This window comes from Burkholderia singularis (assembly GCF_900176645.1).
Classification (GTDB): Bacteria; Pseudomonadota; Gammaproteobacteria; order Burkholderiales; family Burkholderiaceae; genus Burkholderia; species Burkholderia singularis.
In genome coordinates, this window is the sequence record NZ_FXAN01000049.1 from 1 (window position 1) to 17789 (window position 17789).

General features: G+C 63.9%; 16 protein-coding genes and 2 pseudogenes. 8 read left to right on the forward strand and 10 right to left on the reverse strand.

What is annotated here, in order from left to right:
* Positions 1–399 (forward strand): annotated as a pseudogene (locus BSIN_RS09850) (MgtC/SapB family protein); the annotation flags it as partial.
* 168 nt (positions 400–567) lie between these two features.
* Here BSIN_RS09850 and BSIN_RS09855 read toward each other — a convergent pair.
* Positions 568–1287 (reverse strand): autoinducer binding domain-containing protein, encoded by a 720-nt coding sequence (locus tag BSIN_RS09855; RefSeq protein WP_059514478.1) that lies wholly within the window; start codon positions 1285–1287, stop codon positions 568–570.
* A 71-nt stretch (positions 1288–1358) separates the two neighbouring features.
* On the opposite strand from BSIN_RS09855, the gene BSIN_RS09860 reads away from it, so the two are divergent.
* From BSIN_RS09860 to BSIN_RS09870, 3 genes and pseudogenes are all read left to right on the forward strand, one after another.
* Positions 1359–1814, forward strand: coding sequence for a DUF4902 domain-containing protein (locus BSIN_RS09860; RefSeq protein WP_069235747.1), 456 nt, complete (start codon positions 1359–1361; stop codon positions 1812–1814).
* Between the two features lie 217 nt (positions 1815–2031).
* The gene (locus tag BSIN_RS09865) at positions 2032–2655 is read left to right on the forward strand and encodes an acyl-homoserine-lactone synthase (RefSeq protein ID WP_059514482.1); all 624 of its coding nucleotides are present in this window, start codon (positions 2032–2034) and stop codon (positions 2653–2655) included.
* A gap of 95 nt (positions 2656–2750) precedes the next feature.
* Positions 2751–3528: pseudogene (locus tag BSIN_RS09870) on the forward strand (hydroxymethylglutaryl-coenzyme A reductase).
* On the opposite strand, the gene ribA reads toward BSIN_RS09870, so the two are convergent.
* A complete protein-coding gene (gene ribA, locus BSIN_RS09875) occupies positions 3491–4153 on the reverse strand; it encodes a GTP cyclohydrolase II (protein ID WP_173678661.1) in 663 nt (220 codons plus the stop codon). The pseudogene BSIN_RS09870 and the gene ribA sit on opposite strands and share 38 nt — an antisense overlap.
* A gap of 165 nt (positions 4154–4318) precedes the next feature.
* On the opposite strand from ribA, the gene BSIN_RS09880 reads away from it, so the two are divergent.
* Positions 4319–4786: a CBS domain-containing protein gene (locus BSIN_RS09880; RefSeq protein WP_089340344.1), complete on the forward strand. Its 468-nt coding sequence runs from the start codon at positions 4319–4321 to the stop codon at positions 4784–4786.
* Positions 4787–4979: 193 nt separating this feature from the next.
* On the opposite strand, the gene BSIN_RS09885 is transcribed toward BSIN_RS09880, so the two are convergent.
* Positions 4980–5309, reverse strand: a complete 330-nt coding sequence (locus BSIN_RS09885) for a DUF4148 domain-containing protein (RefSeq protein ID WP_059514488.1) — start codon at positions 5307–5309, stop codon at positions 4980–4982.
* A gap of 527 nt (positions 5310–5836) precedes the next feature.
* On the opposite strand from BSIN_RS09885, the gene BSIN_RS09890 reads away from it, so the two are divergent.
* Complete coding sequence (locus BSIN_RS09890; protein ID WP_059514490.1) at positions 5837–6235, forward strand: GreA/GreB family elongation factor; 399 nt, start codon at positions 5837–5839, stop codon at positions 6233–6235.
* 151 nt (positions 6236–6386) lie between these two features.
* Here the strand turns inward: BSIN_RS09890 and BSIN_RS09895 are convergent, their stop codons facing one another.
* Positions 6387–7505: a porin gene (locus tag BSIN_RS09895; protein ID WP_089340345.1), complete on the reverse strand. Its 1119-nt coding sequence runs from the start codon at positions 7503–7505 to the stop codon at positions 6387–6389.
* Positions 7506–8101: 596 nt separating this feature from the next.
* Between BSIN_RS09895 and BSIN_RS09900 the strand changes: the two genes are divergently transcribed.
* On the forward strand, positions 8102–9163 hold the full coding sequence (locus BSIN_RS09900) for an alkene reductase (RefSeq protein WP_089340346.1): 1062 nt from the start codon (positions 8102–8104) through the stop codon (positions 9161–9163).
* 87 nt (positions 9164–9250) lie between these two features.
* Here the strand turns inward: BSIN_RS09900 and BSIN_RS09905 are convergent, their stop codons facing one another.
* A complete protein-coding gene (locus BSIN_RS09905) occupies positions 9251–9733 on the reverse strand; it encodes a GNAT family N-acetyltransferase (RefSeq protein WP_089340347.1) in 483 nt (160 codons plus the stop codon).
* Between the two features lie 193 nt (positions 9734–9926).
* On the opposite strand from BSIN_RS09905, the gene BSIN_RS09910 reads away from it, so the two are divergent.
* Positions 9927–10538 carry a LysE family translocator gene (locus BSIN_RS09910; RefSeq protein ID WP_089340380.1) on the forward strand — a complete coding sequence of 204 codons (612 nt, stop codon included), beginning with the start codon at positions 9927–9929 and terminating at the stop codon, positions 10536–10538.
* 646 nt (positions 10539–11184) lie between these two features.
* On the opposite strand, the gene BSIN_RS09920 is transcribed toward BSIN_RS09910, so the two are convergent.
* The 5 genes from BSIN_RS09920 to BSIN_RS09940 all read right to left on the reverse strand — a co-directional run bounded on the left by BSIN_RS09920 (position 11185) and on the right by BSIN_RS09940 (position 17683).
* The gene (locus tag BSIN_RS09920; RefSeq protein WP_089340349.1) at positions 11185–12123 is read right to left on the reverse strand and encodes a helix-turn-helix domain-containing protein; all 939 of its coding nucleotides are present in this window, start codon (positions 12121–12123) and stop codon (positions 11185–11187) included.
* Positions 12124–12265: 142 nt separating this feature from the next.
* Positions 12266–13753 (reverse strand): APC family permease, encoded by a 1488-nt coding sequence (locus BSIN_RS09925; protein WP_089340381.1) that lies wholly within the window; start codon positions 13751–13753, stop codon positions 12266–12268.
* Positions 13754–13892: 139 nt separating this feature from the next.
* Positions 13893–15239 (reverse strand): aspartate aminotransferase family protein, encoded by a 1347-nt coding sequence (locus BSIN_RS09930; protein WP_089340350.1) that lies wholly within the window; start codon positions 15237–15239, stop codon positions 13893–13895.
* Between the two features lie 34 nt (positions 15240–15273).
* Entirely contained in the window at positions 15274–16776 is a 1503-nt protein-coding gene (locus tag BSIN_RS09935; protein WP_089340351.1) for an aldehyde dehydrogenase family protein, read from the reverse strand.
* Between the two features lie 196 nt (positions 16777–16972).
* Positions 16973–17683 carry a response regulator transcription factor gene (locus BSIN_RS09940; RefSeq protein ID WP_089340352.1) on the reverse strand — a complete coding sequence of 237 codons (711 nt, stop codon included), beginning with the start codon at positions 17681–17683 and terminating at the stop codon, positions 16973–16975.
* Positions 17684–17789 lie beyond the last annotated feature (106 nt).

Consider the following 17789-nt stretch of genomic DNA (forward strand, 5'->3'; position numbering starts at 1 on the left):
GGCCACTATCTGCCCGCGCTCGCCGGCACCGGCGTCGTGCTCGCCACGAACACGCTGCTGCGCGGCGTGAGCCACGCGATCAACGCGACGCCCGTATCGAATGCCGACCTCGTGCGCGAATACCAGATCGTCGTGATCTGCCTGGCAGCCGACGAAGTGCACGTGCGCACGCTGTTGTCGAACTCGATGTACGCGAAGCCGCTGTCGTTCCAGAGTCTGACGAGCGAGGACGTGCCGCAGGAGCCGAATGCGCCGGAGCGCATCAAAGTGACGGCCACCCTCAAGCTGCATCCGAAGGATCAGCCGAGGCTCGAACAGATCGCAAGCCGGATGAGCATGGAAAAAAGCATTTCGAGCGTGAGCTGGACTGCTAAGGAAGCCGAACCATTGATGGAGTGATCCGGCAAGAACGATCTGCCACGGCAAACGGGCCGCGCGGAACATTCATGCGGGCTGCGCCGCATGAGCGCTCGCGCTTCGATCCGGCGCCGCAGCGGCGGCCGACGCGGCTCGGCGCGCGCTATGGCGGCATGTCCCGGCCGCGATTGCACGCCCGCGCTCCATCCCTCAAGGCGCGTCCATCAATCCCATCGAGATTGCCTTGACGACCGCTTGCACCTTGTTCGTCGCGCCGAGCTTATCGAGAATGTTGTTCACGTGAAAGTTTACGGTGCGCTCGGAGATGCTCAGGATCTGGCCGATCTCGCACGCCGTCTTGCCTTCGCCCGTCCAGCAGAGCACCTCGCGTTCGCGCTGCGTCAGCGTAACGCACGCCTCGGGCGCGAGCTTGGGCACCAGAAAACGGCTCATCAGTGAATGCGACATATTGGCCAGCCAGTTCGTTTGCAGCGTGAGCTGATTGATCTCCGCTTGCGTGAGACGGTCCGCGTGCCGCGAAATCGTCAGGAGGCCGAACACACCACGCGGCGCCCAACTCGATTGCGCAACGCCGACCGCGAGCCCGTGCTCGCGCGCGTCGCTCCAGAGCGACGTCCCGTCCGAGGCGTCCGCGTCGGGCCAAATGATCATGTTCGGGCTGAGCGCGCCGTCGCGCACGGTCGAGTCGACCTCGAGATAATTCATCTCTTGATAGCGCTCCATCCAGCCATCCGGATAGGTGTCGAAGATCGCAACGGCGGGCTTCGAGATCGGCAGCGGCACGCGTATGCCGTAGCAACAATATTCAAAGCCGAGTCGCATCGAATACGCGGCGATCTGCTGAAAGAGCTCCTGCTCGTTCTTCGCAGCGCTGAGTTGAAGATAGGCATCCTGCCAACGCAGTTCCATATGATCCCCGGCTATTTCACGCTGTCATACTTGCTAGGTTTCAGCACGCGCGCCGGCTGATACATTGCGGCATGAATTCACCTTTGCTCCACCGCTTTCGCGGCCCATCCACTGACGGCTACGTCCGTTTGCCCATACAGGCGCTCGCCGGGCTCGAACTCGTCCATGTATCGTCCGGACTCGATTCCGAATTGCTCGCCGAGTTGCGCACGAGTGCGATCGACGCCCGCGTCGCCGGCTACACCGAATGGGAGCGCCCACCATCCGCCGGCGCCCCGCATCTGACGTTCGGCTGGGATTGGTACATCGACGGAGCCACCCACGCGTTCGTCATCGCATGGGGCGACGTCCGCAGCAACGTCATGGGCATCGACCAAAACGGCCTGGACATCGGCATGGCGTTCACGGCAGCCGAGCTGTCGCGCCGGCTCGCCCAACTCAATTGGCAAACCGTGGTCGCCTCGGCAATACACGACTACGGCCACCGCGAAGGCTTCTGGCCTCACGCGGGGCAAACGCTGCAATGACCAGCCCGGCTGCTACGCAACCCGTATTGTCCAATATTCCTTGAACATAGTGGATTGGCAAGCGATTTATCAATTTTTCGCCGGCAAATCACCTCAAAGTCCCCGTCCCCATATTCCTTCCCCGCTGTCCCGACCCTGTTAGGGTTAACAGTTACCTGTCCTCGGAGCGCGCGATGTAATGCGCCCAATCCAAAGCACACGCAACGAGGACGACAGCATGCAAACTTTCGTTCATGGCGACGGGCATCTGCCCAACAGTCTGGCGAATGATCTAGGCATTTATCGGCACCGCGTTTTCGTCGAACAGCTCGGCTGGAAACTGCCGTCGGCCGGCGAAGGCTTCGAGCGCGATCAGTACGACCGGGACGATACCGTCTACGTGATTGCCCGCGACGACGCCGGCGCCATCTGCGGCTGTGCGCGGCTGTTGCCGACCACGCGCCCCTATCTGCTGAAAGAACTGTTCCCGAACCTGGTCGCCGACGATCTTCCGATGCCGCAGTCCGCCGCCGTTTGGGAACTGTCGCGCTTCGCGGCGAATGGCGACGATCCGTCCGGCGCTGGCAATTCGAGCTGGATGGTACGGCCGATGTTGGCAGCCGTCGTGGAATGCGCCGTCCGGCTCGGCGCAAAGCAGCTCATCGGCGTGACGTTTCTGAGCATGGAGCGGCTGTTCCGCCGCATCGGCGTTCACGCTCACCGGGCCGGCCCCGCGCAGCGGATCGACGGACGGATGGTCGTCGCGTGCTGGATCGATCTGGACAGCCAGACGCTCGCCGCGCTCGACCTCGCTCCCACGCTGGCGCCACTACTTACCACGCAGCAGGCCGAAATGGCCTGAGTCCACCGGCTGGCACGCACCGTACCTGTCCAGTTGGTTACCCGCCTATTTAAGGAGAACGACATATCGTGGACCACTCATCGGTCTTTCGCACGATGCTGCCCACACTCGACGACGGCGCGACCACGCACATCACCATCGCCTACCCGCCGTTTGCCAGCCGTCTACCGCTCGTGCGGCTTGGCCGGCATGGGCTTGTCTTCCGCGCGCACGGCACGATGCCACCTGTCTTCGGCGTGCCGCGCTCGGCGACGCTCTATCTGGACGAGGTGCCGCTTTGCACGCTGCGGCTGATAGTACGCCAGAGCGCGCCACGCGATGACGGCACGCACGATCTGACGATGCAGCCCTCGACCACGAACGGCGACGCGTTGCTCTGGCACGCATTGCACGCACATTGCCGGGATGCCGGCATGCTCGCCCAGCAGGATGGCGCGGCGCAGGCCGCGCCGAGCGATGCCGCGTCACGTGAAGCATCCCCGGCCTCAGCCACACCCGCCGATGCCCGCCCGACACGCAGCGCGGCCTTCCGTCTCGCGGATCGCGGCGACGCGCGCTTTTTCGCCGACTGGCTCGAATATCACTTCGACGAGTTGCGCGCGCTCGCGCAGGGCCACTCGCCCGGCCTGCATCTGAATGAGCTCGAACATCGGCAGACCGGCGACGAGGTGGACGTGCGCTTCGTCTATGACATCGACGGCCATGCCGACCGCCAAACGCTCACGGACTGCGCGCGGCGCACGTGCGACTGGATCACCGCCGAAGTCCGGCGCCGCTTCGATCTGCCGATCGCCGAACAGCGCTTCGGCATGCGCAAGCCGCACCGCCCGTCGGGCTATTCGTTTTCGTCGAAGTAATAGTGACCGAATTTGAGCTGCTTGGTGCGGATATAACGCTCGTTTTCCTCGCGCACCGGCACCGCGAGCGCGACGCGTTCGCACACCGGGATGCCGTGTGCCGCGAGGGTGTCGAATTTCTTCGGATTGTTGCTCATCAGCCGGACTGACGTGACCTTCAAAATGCGCAGGATCGCGGCTGCGGAATCGTACTCGCGCGCGTCGTCCGGCAAGCCGAGGTCGAGATTCGCCTCGACGGTATCCCGCCCCTGCTCCTGCAGCGCATACGCGCGAATCTTGTTGCTCAAACCAATTCCACGCCCTTCGTGCCCGCGCAGGTACAACAACACGCCGCGCCCCTCAGCCGCGATATAGCGCAACGCAAGATCAAGCTGCTCGCCGCAGTCGCACCGGTATGACCCGAATACGTCGCCCGTCAGGCATTCGGAATGGAGCCGCGTCAGCACCGGCGATTGCCCGGTGACGTCGCCTGCCACCAACGCCAGATGCTCGGCCTCGCTGCCGGCAACACGAAACGCGTAGGACGTAAACGTGCCGTAGCGGGTCGGGAGCATCGCGGTTGCGACAAGCGTCACGCACTCGGAGGCGGCGCCGTCGTCCGGCTGCGTCGAAAAGGGACACGAAGACATCTTGGAATGCATCGAATAAAGAAATTAAGGAATGTACTGGATAGCGGGCGAATAAAGTTTACCGCTAATCTAACAACAGAATGTCCTGCCAGCCGCCGAGCAGGCCTATACTGAATTCTTCCTCGGTGCCAAGCCAGCGCCGCATTCTGTGCATCGCCCAGCCAACGGAGACCGCGTATGAGCATCACCGTCGCACAGATTCTCAAATCCAAGCCCGATTCCGGCCGCACGATTCATTCGATCAAAAGATCCGATTCCGTCTATGACGCAATCAAGCTGATGGCGGAAAAAGGCATCGGCGCGCTGCTCGTGATGGAAGGCGCGAAGATCGTCGGCATCGTGACGGAGCGGGACTATGCACGCAAGGTCGTTCTTCTGGACCGGTCGTCCAAAGCAACGCGCGTCGAGGAAATCATGACGTCGAGGGTGCGCTATGTCGAACCGTCGCAAACGAGCGACGAATGCATGGCGCTGATGACGGAACATCGGATTCGCCATCTGCCGGTTCTCGACGACGGCCATCTCATGGGCTTCATATCGATCGGGGATCTCGTGAAAAGTGTGATCGCCGACCAGCAATTCACGATCAATCAGCTCGAGCATTACATTCACGGCACGCCACACGCGGCTACGCATTTGCAATAAGCGTGGCCCCGCTGTCGCCAAAAAATGCCCAAACGCTTCACGTTTGGGCAAAGCCGCCGGGACGCGGCGACGGAGGTGTTCGCCCCCTGCATCGCGGGCCTCGCGCAACCTGCGCGGTCCTGCCGCGGATCGAATCGTGCTTTGCGCGCGGCACACCGACGACACGCGTCCGGGGTGGCCGCACGCGCCGCGTTCAATGACCAAAGTAGATCGAATTGACGGGCGAAGCCGGCTTCGCCGCGCGGCGGCCGGATTCGGCCATGCCAACCGGCTGCACGCCGTAGCCGCTCGTGTCGGCGTGCGTGAGCGTTTGCTGCGCCGGCTGCGCGCGGCGCGTCGCCGCCTGGACGTTTGCCGGGTATTGCGGATCACTGACTTCGGGCTTGTAACCGTTTTGCTCGAGTTGGACCAATTCCGAGCGCACCTGCTCGCGAGTCAGCGGTTGCTGATCGGCTTGCGCGAAAGAAGCGAGCGGTGCGGCGAGAATGGAAACGGCTATGGCTGCGTGGACAAACGATTTCATGGTGCTGACCTCCGAAATGTTTTAGTAGCGTCGCTCCGAACTCATTCGTCGTGTCCGAGGCGATTGATTTCAGTCTAGTCAGCAAGCCATCAAGGGAAAATACCTAGTTCGAACATACACTGTTGCAATGTCGAAAAAAATCGCAGGCCTTGGTCAGTCGACAAAAAGCAAAAAGCATCGTATCGGCAACAATAGTCGGATGTATGCGAAAGCCAAGCCATAGCTGCCTGCTCTGCCGCTTTGTTGTATATTTGTAAAGTTACGTTTTCCGCCGCCTTATTCTCCCGATCATGTGCCCGCAGGCCACCTCCACCGTCGCAACACGCAGCCCATGCGGCGTGCGCGCGATCATGGCCGCCAGCGCAACGCTCCCGCTTCTTCGAAGCATGCTTGCCGCGCCGCTCGCCGACGCCCGGCGCCTGATCTGACGTCATCCCTCCGCCGGAGCCGCGTCAGCCAGGCTCCGGGCGATTCCGCACACAGGTTGGCCTCGTCGCCTTTCCCTTATCGCCTACCCGGAGACGGTCATGAAAAAACGCATTTACCAGCTCACCGAACTCGACGTCGCACGCCTGGAAAGGCATGCGGAACGCAATCCGCACTATCAGGCGATGCTCGACACGCTGCTCGAGCGCGCGGATATCGTCGAATCGCCGAGAATTCGCGCCAATGTTGTCACGATGAATTCGCAAGTCAGCTTGATCGATAAGACATCCGGCCAGCAGATGACCTGGACGATCGTTTATCCGGACGCGGCGGACTTCGCCCAAGGCCATCTGAACGTGTTTTCGCCGGTCGGCATCGCGCTGCTCGGCGCGCGCCGGGGCGAGCACGTGACAGTCGCGTCGCCCGACGGCGGCACCGCAGTACTGACGATCAACGAAATTCTGTACCAGCCGGAAGCGAGCGGCGATTACGCACACTGACCGACGATCGCCAGTCAAACGAAAAAGCGAGGATTGCCTGCCGGCATCCTCGCTTTTTTGCTTTCGCTCCGCGCTTGCTTGCATGCGCATCATGCAGAAAAAAAGGCGCCCGAAGGCGCCTTTTCGAGACTGGACAAGCCAGCCGTCACGCTTAGAAGCGGTGACGCAGACCAACCGTCGCTGCGGTTTGGTTGATCGACGTGCTTGCCGGCGTCGTCGGATCGCCATTCCAGATCGATGCGCCGCCAGCGTTCTTCGACGCACGCTGGTACACAGCTTGTGCGTACACGTCGGTGCGCTTCGACAGCGCGTAGTCGGCTTGCAGACCGAACTGGTTCCAGTGAGCGCTGTCGCCGTTCAGCTTCGCGTTCGTGTACGTGTAAGCAGCACCCAGACCCAGAGCCGGCGTCAGGTTGTACTTCAGGTTCGCTTCGTAGTTGTCGGCACGCAGCGTACCAGCGTTGTTTGCACGATTGTCGAGACGCGATTGCGTCCAGAGCAGGCCGCCTTGCAGCGGGCCGTAAGCGTAGCTCGCGCCAGCACCGTAGACGCGCGAACGACCTTGCGAGGCGTAAGCCGAGTTGTCGATTGCGCCGATCACGCTGTTACCGCCGTTAGCCGGCTGACCAGCGTTGTTCGCTTGCGAATACGAACCGCCGATACGCAGGCCTTGGTACTGATACGAGAAACCGCCGCTATACGCACGGTTGTTCGCGAACTGCGAGCTGTTCGAGAACGAGTACGTACCGCCGAATTGCAGGCCGGCGTAGTTCGCGCTCGTGAACTTGATCGTGTTGTTCGAAGCGTAGCCGCCGTTCGTGTTCAGGTTGTCGTTGTTGAGCGGGTGCGCGAAATACGTGCCGCCCCAGGTGCCCGTTGCCGACAGCGGAGCCAGGTAGTCATACGTCGAATCGAACTGGCGACCCAGCGTGACCGTGCCGTAGTTGCTCGACAGGCCGACGAACGCTTGACGGTTGAACATGCCACCGTTGTTCTGGAACTTGCCGTTACCGATGTTGAAGCCGCTCTCCAACGTGAAGATCGCCTTCAGGCCGCCGCCGAGGTCTTCCGAACCACGCAGGCCGAAGCGGCTTTGGTCGATGCCGCTGCCAACCGACCACAGCGACTTGCCGCTGCCCGACGGCGTAGCGACGTTGCTTTGGTACGTGACGCCCGCGTCGAGCACACCGTACAGCGTGACGCTGCTTTGAGCGTGTGCGACAGTAGCGAACGATGCAGCGACTGCTGCAACAATCAGAGTCTTTTTCATGCGTGAAGCTCCCTTTACAAAAAAGGTCAGACCTTGCGGCCTCGTTTGTTAAACGGTCCACAACCGCCCGGAAGCGCCACGTCGGCTTTGTGAAACATCCACATGGCCGCGCCCGGATGGTTGCCCGTTCTGGAACCGAGAGTTTAGGGGTGCACCCTAGGGTCACCATTCACACATGGCGAAATAAGCTTTTCCAGAACTAGAAATAATAGAAATGCCCATTCCTTATAAGCTTTTGTTTTATATAAACTTTTTGGGTTATTGACGGCGCTTTTTTGGTGGGGTCACTTCGGCCATTACTTTGTGTCAGCGTCTTGACGGTTGCATAGAAACAACAATTCCATCTGCCTAAAAATGCCCGGCAATGCCATGGACGGCAATTTTTACCGTATTTTACACTCACGTCGTCGATCAACCGAAAGCTTGTGTGCGGAGAAATGCCACCGGATATCGGACTTTCCGTCATCGCCCATCGAGAATTTCTATCAAACATCCCTATTCGATGCAGTGTTGTTGGCTATCCGGCATTGCGCCGGTCTAAGCTTCGGAAATCGGCTGCACCCATTTCTCCCCACTGCATACTCGAGGCCCCTGCCATGCCCACCCTGTTCGACCCGCTGACCATCGGCGACCTCACGCTGCCGAATCGCATCATCATGGCTCCGCTCACGCGTGCCCGCGCAAGCGCCACGCGCATTCCCAACGCTCTGATGGCCCGCTACTATGCGGAGCGCGCATCGGCGGGGCTCATCATTAGCGAGGCGACGTCGGTCACGCCACAAGGCGTCGGTTACGCGAATACGCCCGGCATCTGGTCGCCCGAGCAAGTCACTGGCTGGCGGCTCGTCACCGACGCCGTGCACGACGCGGGCGGCCGCATTTTCCTGCAGCTTTGGCATGTGGGCCGCGTATCGGACCCGATTTTCCTCGACGGTACGTTACCCGTCGCGCCGAGCGCGCTGGCGCCGGAAGGCCACGTCAGCCTGGTTCGCCCGCAGCGGGCCTATACGACGCCGCGTCCGCTCGAGCTTGCCGAGATTCCCGAGGTCGTCGCAGCATTTCGGCGCGGCGCGGAGAATGCGCGTGCGGCAGGCTTTGACGGCGTTGAAGTGCATGGCGCGAACGGCTACCTGCTCGACCAGTTTCTTCAGGACAGCTCGAACCGGCGCACCGACGCATATGGCGGCCCGATCGAGAACCGCGCGCGGCTTCTGCTCGAAGTGGTCGATGCGGCGATCGACGTCTGGGGCGCGGGACGCGTGGGCGTGCATCTCGCGCCGCGCGGCGACGCCCATACGATGGGCGACTCGAACCCCGCCGCAACGTTCGGCTACGTCGCCCACGAACTTGGCCGGCGCGGGATTGCTTTTCTGTTCGCGCGCGAATCGGCCGGCGACGATTCGCTCGGCCCGCAATTGAAGGAGGCGTTCGGCGGCCCGTTCATTGCAAACGAGCGATTCACGCTCGACAGCGCGCAGGCGGCGCTCGCAACCGGACGCGCCGACGCGGTCGCGTGGGGCACGCTGTTCATCGCGAATCCGGACCTGCCGCGCCGCTTCGAATTGAATGCGCCGCTCAACCGGCCGAACGCCGCGACCTTCTATACGGACGGCGAAACGGGCTATACCGACTATCCGGTGCTTGAGGGCGCTGCGTGATGCCAGCCCGCGCGCGGTTGAGCCGATGCGCCCTCTCTGTCTATTTTCTTTCTAGATAGACACGCGCCGGCCGCCGGATGGTGCCGCCTAACGCCGCCCGTCGCCGAGCGCGCGGCTCATGAACACGCGCTGCGATTCGTCGAGCCCATGCGCGACATGCGCCGCGCGCACCGCGGCAAGCGTGGCGTCGAGCGTGTGGCCGTCGAGATCGACGAAGCCGAGACGCCGGTAGTACGGCGCATTCCACGGCACGTGCCTGAACGTCGACAACACCACCTGCCCGGCGCCGGCCTCCCGGGCACGCGCCACGACGGCGTCGATCAATGCAACGCCGATCCGCCGGCCGGCGTGCTCGGGCGCCACGTCCAGTTCCTCCAGATAAAGGCGCGCGGCATCGAGCATCCGATAGATCGCGAAGCCGGCAATCCGCCCGCCGTCCAGCGCGACAAGCGCGCGGCCCTCGCTGATCCGTGCACGTAAATCGGCAAGATCAGTCGGCGGGCTCGACGCGATGTGCGGCATGCCGATGTCGTTGAAACGTTGCGCGGCGGCGGATTCGAGGTCGGCCATCGTCGACGCCTCGTCGGCGCGCGCGGCGCGGATCAGGATTGGGGGGCTGGTTCGGGGCGGTATCGAGCGGGCTTCGGGATCGTATCCGGTCACGGGCGAGAACTGAAATAGAACGAGGGGCTTCGCATCGGCGTCAATATAATCGACTTTCCGCCTCGGAATATCGTTGCACGACGCAACGGGAGAATTCGACGTGCCATTGTCCAGCCTTGCTATCTTCGCCGCCGCGTTATTGGTCGCGGCAGGCTCGCCCGGCCCCAGCATCGCCGCGCTGGTTGCGCGCGTGCTGACCAACGGATTGCGCGACATCCTGCCGTTTCTCGCAGCAATGTGGCTCGGCGAGGTCATCTGGCTCACCTGCGCTGTCGCCGGGCTTGTGGCGCTCGCGCATGCGTTCGCACTGGGATTTCTTGTGCTGAAATTCACCGGCATCGCTTATCTGCTGTTTCTCGCGTGGAAGATGTGGTTCGCGCCGGCAGACACGCCCGCAGACGCGCTACCGGCCACAAGCTCGCCGTTGCGCATGTTTTTGACCGGCTTTGCGATCACGATGGGCAACCCGAAAATCATGGTGTTCTATGTCGCGCTGCTGCCGACGATGGTCGACGTATCGCACGTCGGCGTTGTCGCATGGTTCGAGTTGACGCTGACGCTGCTCGCCGTGCTGATCACCGTCGATTTCGGATGGGCGCTGCTTGCCACCCGTGCGCGCAAGCTATTGACGAGCCGTCGCGCGGTCAAGGCGGCCAACCGCGCAAGCGCGGCTGCAATGGCCGGTGCGGCGATCGCCATCGCGGCACGCTGAAGAAACCGGCCGCCAGCGCATTCACGGCCGCCGTCGGCCGCGATTTGCGCCAGTCACCGCCCTGGAGCGCGCGGGCCGCTTCGATAGGCTGCCGTTTGCGCCGACGCTCGGTCGATGAAACGCGCCGCTTCCCGGCCATCGGCTTTCGCGCGGTTGAAATATCCGCGAACGCAGCTAGGCGGCCGCGCGGTAAACGCATGAGCCGCATTCGGTTCGACGGTATCGCAGGCGAGCGATGCGCACCGAGGATGCGCCGGCGTCGAAAAGACAGCGGCCATATCCGAGCGAGACTCTGGGCAAAAAATATTTGATGGCTAGAGTCAGCCCTTCTATCAATTACCCGGCCGCGTCAAACCCGACGGTTTCAGAACCTCATGCGCCCCGCTTGCCCTGCCCTGCGGCCAGCGACCGGTCAAAGCAGGGAAAACCCTGGCAAGTCTTCACGTAGTCACTCTCGCTGCGCTCGAGGCGACCGTATCCGCCACTGCGCCTGTCTTTCGTTAGCATTGCCCGAAATGCCAACCGCCTGGCGGAATGCTCACGCGCGGCCGCTCATGCGGGCCGTCTCCCATGCGCGGATTTGGCTTGACGAATCCGGCAGCCGCGGTCAACCGCGCCGCACGCGATAAAGCGCGCCCTTCAACGCTCACGACAAACGCTGCGTCTGCGACGGCAATTCGCCAAACAGCCTGCGATACGCTCGGGCGAAATAACCAAGATGCGTGAAGCCCCAGCGCGCAGCCGCCTCGCCGACGCATAGTTCGTCAGCGCTAGTCATGCGCAGCAGCCGATGCACGGCGTTCAGGCGGATCGTGCGCAAATAGGTAACGGGCGTCACGTCGGCAACCCGCTGAAAGCTCGTCTGCAGCGTGCGCCGGCTGCAACGCAATGCGCGGCACAGCTCGAGCACCGTTACCGGCTGTTCGGGCCGCTGCCGCAAATAGCGCTCGCTGCGCCGGACGATATCGCTATAGGTTGCATGCGTGATATCGCGCCGCGCTTCGTGAGCCGCGTCGGCGAGCGCATCGAGAAACACGCCGAGCAGCGCGTCGCGGAACATCTCGCGGGCGGCATCGTGCCCGAGCCCTTCGGGATTGCGCTGCGCGTCGTCGATATACGACGACAACCGCGCACCGAGCGCGATGCCCCGTTCGTGCGCGAGACGCGTCACGTGCCGCGGCATCCGGCCTCCACGCGTACCGAACTCGACTTCGCATAGCTCGCCGATCATATCGGGCGTCGCGCTGATGCCCACGAGCCGCATTCCCTCCGGCGTATGGAATTCGAAGTCCTCGCCGGGATGCAGCGCAAGAAGCGCATAGCCGTCGACGTGCTGTCGCTGGAACGTGCCTGCCAGCGGCACAAGCACCGGCATCGCCAGCGAAGTCCGCCCGTGCGGCGATACGCCGGTTTGTGCGACACGCCGGTTGGTCGTCTCGCGGAAGAAATGGAAATCGTCGCACAAGACCTGCGTGACCGTGCCCTTGAAGCGGCCGGGCGTCATCTGCCGATAGATCTGCTGCCAGCCGGCAATGGCAAGCCCGTGATCGTGGACGTCTTCGAGCGAATGCGACTGAAACAACATGAGTGCCTCCAGACAATTCCGCTACGGCAAGCCGGACCGCGCATCACGGGCCGATGCATGCGCGCGGCGGCGCGGCATCCCGACGGCAGCCAGCGGCGTCCGTGCATGACATGCGCCACAGTATGTCAGATCGAGCGGCCGCTCATCGGGCCCGCCCGTTGTGCAGCGCCTCCTCGACGGGCACCGGCCTGAACGGATGCTTGCGCTGCACGACGATCGTCCAGAACAGTGCATACAGTGCGGTGAGTCCGAGCATCGTGCCGAACGGAATGTAGATGTCGCGACCGCTCATTCCCGGCGGGGCGATGTACACGATCGCAAGCACGATGCCGATGCTCGAGACGATTTGCGGCAGCGGAAACCACGGCGACCGGTATGGTCTGGGTAGGTCCGGGCGGCGAATCCGCAGCAGCACGACCGACAGCGTGACGAGCAGGTACGCGGTGCCCCATGCGCAAGTCGCGGCGAGCACGAGATGCAGGATGCTGCCGGGATTGCCGTGGATGAACCACGCATGCGCGATCGGCACGACTGCCGCCACGACGATCCCGACCACGGGCGTCTTGAAGCGCGGATGCAGATAGGCAAAGCACTTGGGCAACGCGCCGTCGAGCGCCATCCCGTACAGGATGCGCGGCAGCCCCGCCATCAACGTATTGATCGTCGCCGCGCCGGCACACAGGAACGCAATGCCGAACCAGATGCGTCCGAGCGGCCCGAGCACCTGCAGCGCGAATGCGGGAATCGCGCCGGGCGTATCGAGCAGATGGATGAGGCCGTCGGCGCTCAGCGCGACGTTCGGCACCTGCCGCTTGATCGCCGCGCCGTAGACGAACATGCATACCGCGACGCCCGCGAGCCCGAGCGCCATCGCGCGCGAAATCGTCTTGCCCGGCGCCTTCATTTCCGGCGCGAGCGGCGTGACGAATTCGCAGCCGACGAACATGAACATCGCCATCCCGACGAGCGACAGCACGGCCGGCACCGACACGCCCAGCGACGACGGCCCGAACCAGCCGTCGAAATGCACGGCGGGCGCGGCGACGAGCCCCAGCACGCCGAAGAGCATCAGCGACAGCCACATACCGGCCGTCAGCACGACCTCGAGCTTGCTGAACACCTGAATGCCGACGATGTTGGTGATCGCGAACACCGTGACGAGCCCCACGCCGACGAGCCACGCGCCGTTGTGCCGCTCGAATGCCGCGTTCAGCGATTCGAAGTTGACGAGCGCCATCACACCGCTGAGGATCGCCTCCGCCGTGCCGGCAAACACGTGAACGAGGAAATAGGCGGAGATCGTACCGGTGATCGCCCAGAAGCGGCCGAGCCCGCATGACAGATAGTCGTACACCGAGCCGGCTGTCGGCAGCATCGCCGCCGCCTCGGAGAAGGTCGTCGCCTGCGCCTGCATCATCACGAACGCGATCGCCATCGCAAGGGCGAATACCCAGCCGCCGGCGCCGAAGCCGGACGTCGCGGTCAGGATCACGGGACTCGCCATGATGAGACCGACGGCGCTCGCAAGCGCCGTCGGAAAACCGACTGAGCCCGCCGCCGGCTTGGGCTGCGCCGCCGGCTTCGCGGCGGGCACGGCCGGTGTGCCCGAACCGTCTGACCAATCCGACATCTGCGCCTCCTGATCGATGATTGCGTCGATGTCGAAAAAATACGAAGACCAAAATTCCCGGATGTAGCGCAAATTGGCAAAACGCCCGCAACCGCGCCCACGAGGCTCCGGGCAGGCGTCATGCGCCCTTCGCGCGCGCTCAGCCCGCGTTGAACGGCGTCGCCTCGAATCCGGCCGCCAGCCCCGCGACGATCTGCTCGATCTGCTCGCGCTGAATCACGAGCGGCGGCGACAGAATGATCTTCGTGCCGACCGGCCGCACGAGCACGCCGTTTTCGCGCGCGACCTCGGCAACCGCGTTCGCGTAGCCCGACGCGGGATCGATCGGCATACGCGTCGTCTTGTCGGCGACGAGATCGAGCGCGACCATCAGCCCCTTGCCGCGCACCTCGCCAACCGCTTCGAAACGCTCGACGAACGGCTGCAGCGCGTCGAGCAGATGCGCACCCTGGCGCGCCGCGTTCGCGGGCAAATCCTCGCGCAGCACGATATCGAGACTCGCCAATGCCGCCGCGCACGCGACCGGATGCCCCGAATACGTGTAGCCGTGCATGATCGCGCCGCTGAAATCCGCATTTGCCGCGAACGCGTCCTCGATGCGCGCATTGACCGCGGTTGCGCCGAGCGGCACGTAGCCGGACGAGATGCCCTTCGCAAGACACATGATGTCCGGCTTCACGCCCCAGCCGCGGCTGCCGAACAGGCTGCCGCTGCGGCCGAAACCCGTCACGACCTCGTCGGCAATCAGCAGCACGCCGTAACGGTCGCAGACTTCGCGCACGAGCGGCCAGTAGTTCGCGGGCGGCACGATCACGCCGCCCGCGCCCTGGATCGGCTCGGCAATGAACGCGGCAACCGTGTCCGGGCTCTGGAACACGATCTCGCGCTCGAGCAGCTCCGCGCAGATCCGGCCCAGCGCTTCGGGATCCTGCGTAAACGGATTGCGGTAGAGCCACGGCGTCTCGACATGAAAACAGCCGGGCAGATTGGGCTCGTAATTGCGCCGGAACACCGTGTTGCCGTTCACCGACGCGCCGCCGAAATGCGTGCCGTGATAGCCCTGCTTCAACGAGATGAACTTCGTGCGATCCGCCTGCCCCTGCACTTTCCAGTACTGGCGCGCGATCTTGAGCGCGGTCTCGACGCAATCCGAGCCGCCCGAGCTGTACAGCACGCGGCGCATGCCCTCGGGTTCCATCATGTCGATCAGCCGTTTCGACAATTCCTCGGCGCGCGGATGCGTGATGCCGTCGAACAATTGAAAGTATTCGAGTTCGTCGAGTTGGCGCACGATCGCCTGCTTGACTTCGGCGCGGTTGTGGCCGACGTTGACGTTCCATAACCCGGCGACGCCGTCGACGAGCTGACGCCCGCGATCGTCGTATACGTAGCAGCCGTCGCCGCGCACGATGCGGATCGGCTCGCGGCGCGTCATGTCGTTCGGGTGCAGCATCGGGTGCCAAAAACGGGAATCGTTGTCGCTCATTGCATTGCTCCGGAAAAACGTGCTGTCAGCGCGTTCAATGCGCGATACAGACGGATTTGGTTTCGGTGAAGCCGTCAATCGCGTATTGGCCGAATTCGCGGCCGATGCCGGATTGCTTGTAGCCGCCGAACGGCATCGCCGGATCGAGCGGCACGTGGCAGTTGACCCAGACCGTGCCCGCCTCGATGCGCGGCACGAGATCCATCACCGCCTTCAGATCGTTGCTCCACAAGCTTGCGGCCAGCCCGTAAGGCGACGCGTTCGCAAGCCGCACCGCTTGCGCGGGATCGTCGAACGGCAGCACGACGACGACCGGGCCGAATATTTCGTCGCGCACGATCGCGCTGTCGTGCTTCGCGTCGGCAATCACCGCCGGACGCACGAAATAGCCGGGCCGATCGCCGGCCGGATCGCCGCCCGCGAGAAACGTGACGCCGTCGCGGCGGGCCTGCTCCAGATGCGCGAGAACCTTATCGCGATGCTGGGCGGACACGAGCGGATTGATCTGCGCGGCCGGATCGAGCCCCGGGCCGAGCCGCATCGACGCGGCGACGCCAGCCAGGCCGTCGGCAAGCTGGCGGAACCGGCTGCGATGCACATAGATCCGGGATGCGGCCGCGCACACCTGACCCTGATTGAAGAACGCGCCGGCCGCGACGCCGGCGAGCGCTTGCGAGACATCCACGTCCTCCAGCATGACGACCGGATTCTTGCCGCCCAGCTCGAGCGAGAACCGCGTCATGTTCTGCACCGCGGCCGCGCCGACCAGCTTGCCCGTCGGCGTCGAGCCGGTAAACGAAATCTTGCCGATCGACGGATGGCCGGCGAGTGCGGCCCCGCATTCGCGGCCTCCGGTGACGACGTTGAACACGCCCGCCGGCACGCCCACTTCGCGCGCCAGCTCGGCAAGCCGCAGCGCGGTAAGCGGCGTTTCCGGCGAAGGCTTCAGCACCACCGTACAGCCCGCCGCGAGCGCCGACACCAGCTTCCAGACAGCGATCATCAGCGGGAAATTCCACGGCACGATCGCGGCGACGACGCCGACCGGCTCCTTGCGCGTGTACGCCGTATAGCGCACGCCGGGCGGAAACGGAATCGACACGTCGAACGTCTGGCCGGTGACCTTGGTCGCCCAGCCCGCCATATAGCGGACATACTCGATCGTCGCGCCGACCTCGACGCCGCGCGACACGAGAATCGATTTGCCTTGATTCAGCGTCTCGAGCTGCGCGAGTTCTTCCGCATGCGCTTCGAGCACGTCGGCGAGCCGCAGCAGGATGCGCTCCCGGTCCGCTGGCCGCAGTCCGCTCCAGACCCGCGCGTCGAACGCGCGCTTCGCGCTGGCGACAGCGGCGTCGACGTCGCGCGCGTCGGCGTCGGGCACGCGCGCGAGGCGCTCGCCCGTCGACGGATCATAGACGTCGAGCAGCCGTGGCGAATGCGCGGCGTGCATCACGCCGTCGATGAAAAGACCGAATTCGCGCCCGGTGAAGGCGCGTACCGCGTCGCTCACGGCGACGATGTTCGTCTGGGTCATAGGCGGCTCTCAATTTTGGAATGGGTGTCCGCGCGGCAGCGATCACGCGAACGATTCGCATCACTGTAGCCGCGCCCGTTTGCAATCGGTTAGCGCAAATTGGCAGCCCGGCGGCCCTCGGCCGGAAATTCGAGCCGCGCCTGCCCATGCCCGAGGCAGATCGATGCGGCGCGCCAGCCAGCCGCGCGGCCGGCCATCAAAGAAACAGCGCGCCAACGAGTTCGGTTCGATTCGACACGCCGAGCTTGCGGAACATGCGCAACAGATGTGTCTTGACCGTCGGCTGGCCGAGCGCCAGATCGCGCGCGATCTCCTTGTTCGAGCGGCCTGCGCGCACGAGACGCGCGATCTGCTCCTCGCGATGCGTGAGCCTCGTATCGGACACGATCCTGCGAATTCCGCGCACGGCCCGCAATGGCGGCACGAGCGCCGTCTCGACGAGCGGCTGGAGCACGTGCAGCGCCGCGATGTCGCCGGTCGAATAGCATCCGCCGCTTGCAAAACGCAACAGCGAAAACGCGGCGAGCGGCGTGCCGCCGTCGCGCAGCAGCACTTCGACGACATCGGCGACGCGATACCGGTGCAAGAAACCCGTCCAGTACGCCGATGCGGCGCGCCGCTCGTCCGGCAGTTGCGATGCCAGGGTGACGACCGCGCCCGGCTGCGCCGCGCAGCGCAACGGATGCAGAGGATCGAGCGGTCTGTAGCGATTCACGTATGCGCGATGCATCGCGGCCGTCATTCCGAACAGCTCGAAGTCGACGGGCTCGCCGCTCGTGTCGATCCGGTAGAACACCGTCGCGCTCGGCCGTGCGAGCGTTTGCAGAGCGGTTACGCAGGCGTGCAACGCGCGTGCATACGACGCGCAATCGGCGTCGATACCGTGACGGGCCAGAACTGGATTCATCGCGAAACACCTCGGGCGCAGACGGATGTGCGTCGGCACAGCTTAGGCGCGCGATCACCGCGGCGATGAGCGCAAATCGGCAAATCGCGCGCGTCCATTCAGCCGA

Bases quoted from the DNA above. Each gene is read 5' to 3' on its own strand.
- BSIN_RS09855 (WP_059514478.1), bottom strand. From the start codon at position 1,287: ATGGAACTGCGTTGGCAGGATGCCTATCTTCAACTCAGCGCTGCGAAG.
- BSIN_RS09860 (WP_069235747.1), top strand. From the start codon at position 1,359: ATGAATTCACCTTTGCTCCACCGCTTTCGCGGCCCATCCACTGACGGC.
- BSIN_RS09865 (WP_059514482.1), top strand. From the start codon at position 2,032: ATGCAAACTTTCGTTCATGGCGACGGGCATCTGCCCAACAGTCTGGCG.
- ribA (WP_173678661.1), bottom strand. From the start codon at position 4,153: ATGCATTCCAAGATGTCTTCGTGTCCCTTTTCGACGCAGCCGGACGAC.
- BSIN_RS09880 (WP_089340344.1), top strand. From the start codon at position 4,319: ATGAGCATCACCGTCGCACAGATTCTCAAATCCAAGCCCGATTCCGGC.
- BSIN_RS09885 (WP_059514488.1), bottom strand. From the start codon at position 5,309: ATGAAATCGTTTGTCCACGCAGCCATAGCCGTTTCCATTCTCGCCGCA.
- BSIN_RS09890 (WP_059514490.1), top strand. From the start codon at position 5,837: ATGAAAAAACGCATTTACCAGCTCACCGAACTCGACGTCGCACGCCTG.
- BSIN_RS09895 (WP_089340345.1), bottom strand. From the start codon at position 7,505: ATGAAAAAGACTCTGATTGTTGCAGCAGTCGCTGCATCGTTCGCTACT.
- BSIN_RS09900 (WP_089340346.1), top strand. From the start codon at position 8,102: ATGCCCACCCTGTTCGACCCGCTGACCATCGGCGACCTCACGCTGCCG.
- BSIN_RS09905 (WP_089340347.1), bottom strand. From the start codon at position 9,733: ATGGCCGACCTCGAATCCGCCGCCGCGCAACGTTTCAACGACATCGGC.
- BSIN_RS09920 (WP_089340349.1), bottom strand. From the start codon at position 12,123: ATGTTGTTTCAGTCGCATTCGCTCGAAGACGTCCACGATCACGGGCTT.
- BSIN_RS09925 (WP_089340381.1), bottom strand. From the start codon at position 13,753: ATGTCGGATTGGTCAGACGGTTCGGGCACACCGGCCGTGCCCGCCGCG.
- BSIN_RS09930 (WP_089340350.1), bottom strand. From the start codon at position 15,239: ATGAGCGACAACGATTCCCGTTTTTGGCACCCGATGCTGCACCCGAAC.
- BSIN_RS09935 (WP_089340351.1), bottom strand. From the start codon at position 16,776: ATGACCCAGACGAACATCGTCGCCGTGAGCGACGCGGTACGCGCCTTC.
- BSIN_RS09940 (WP_089340352.1), bottom strand. From the start codon at position 17,683: ATGAATCCAGTTCTGGCCCGTCACGGTATCGACGCCGATTGCGCGTCG.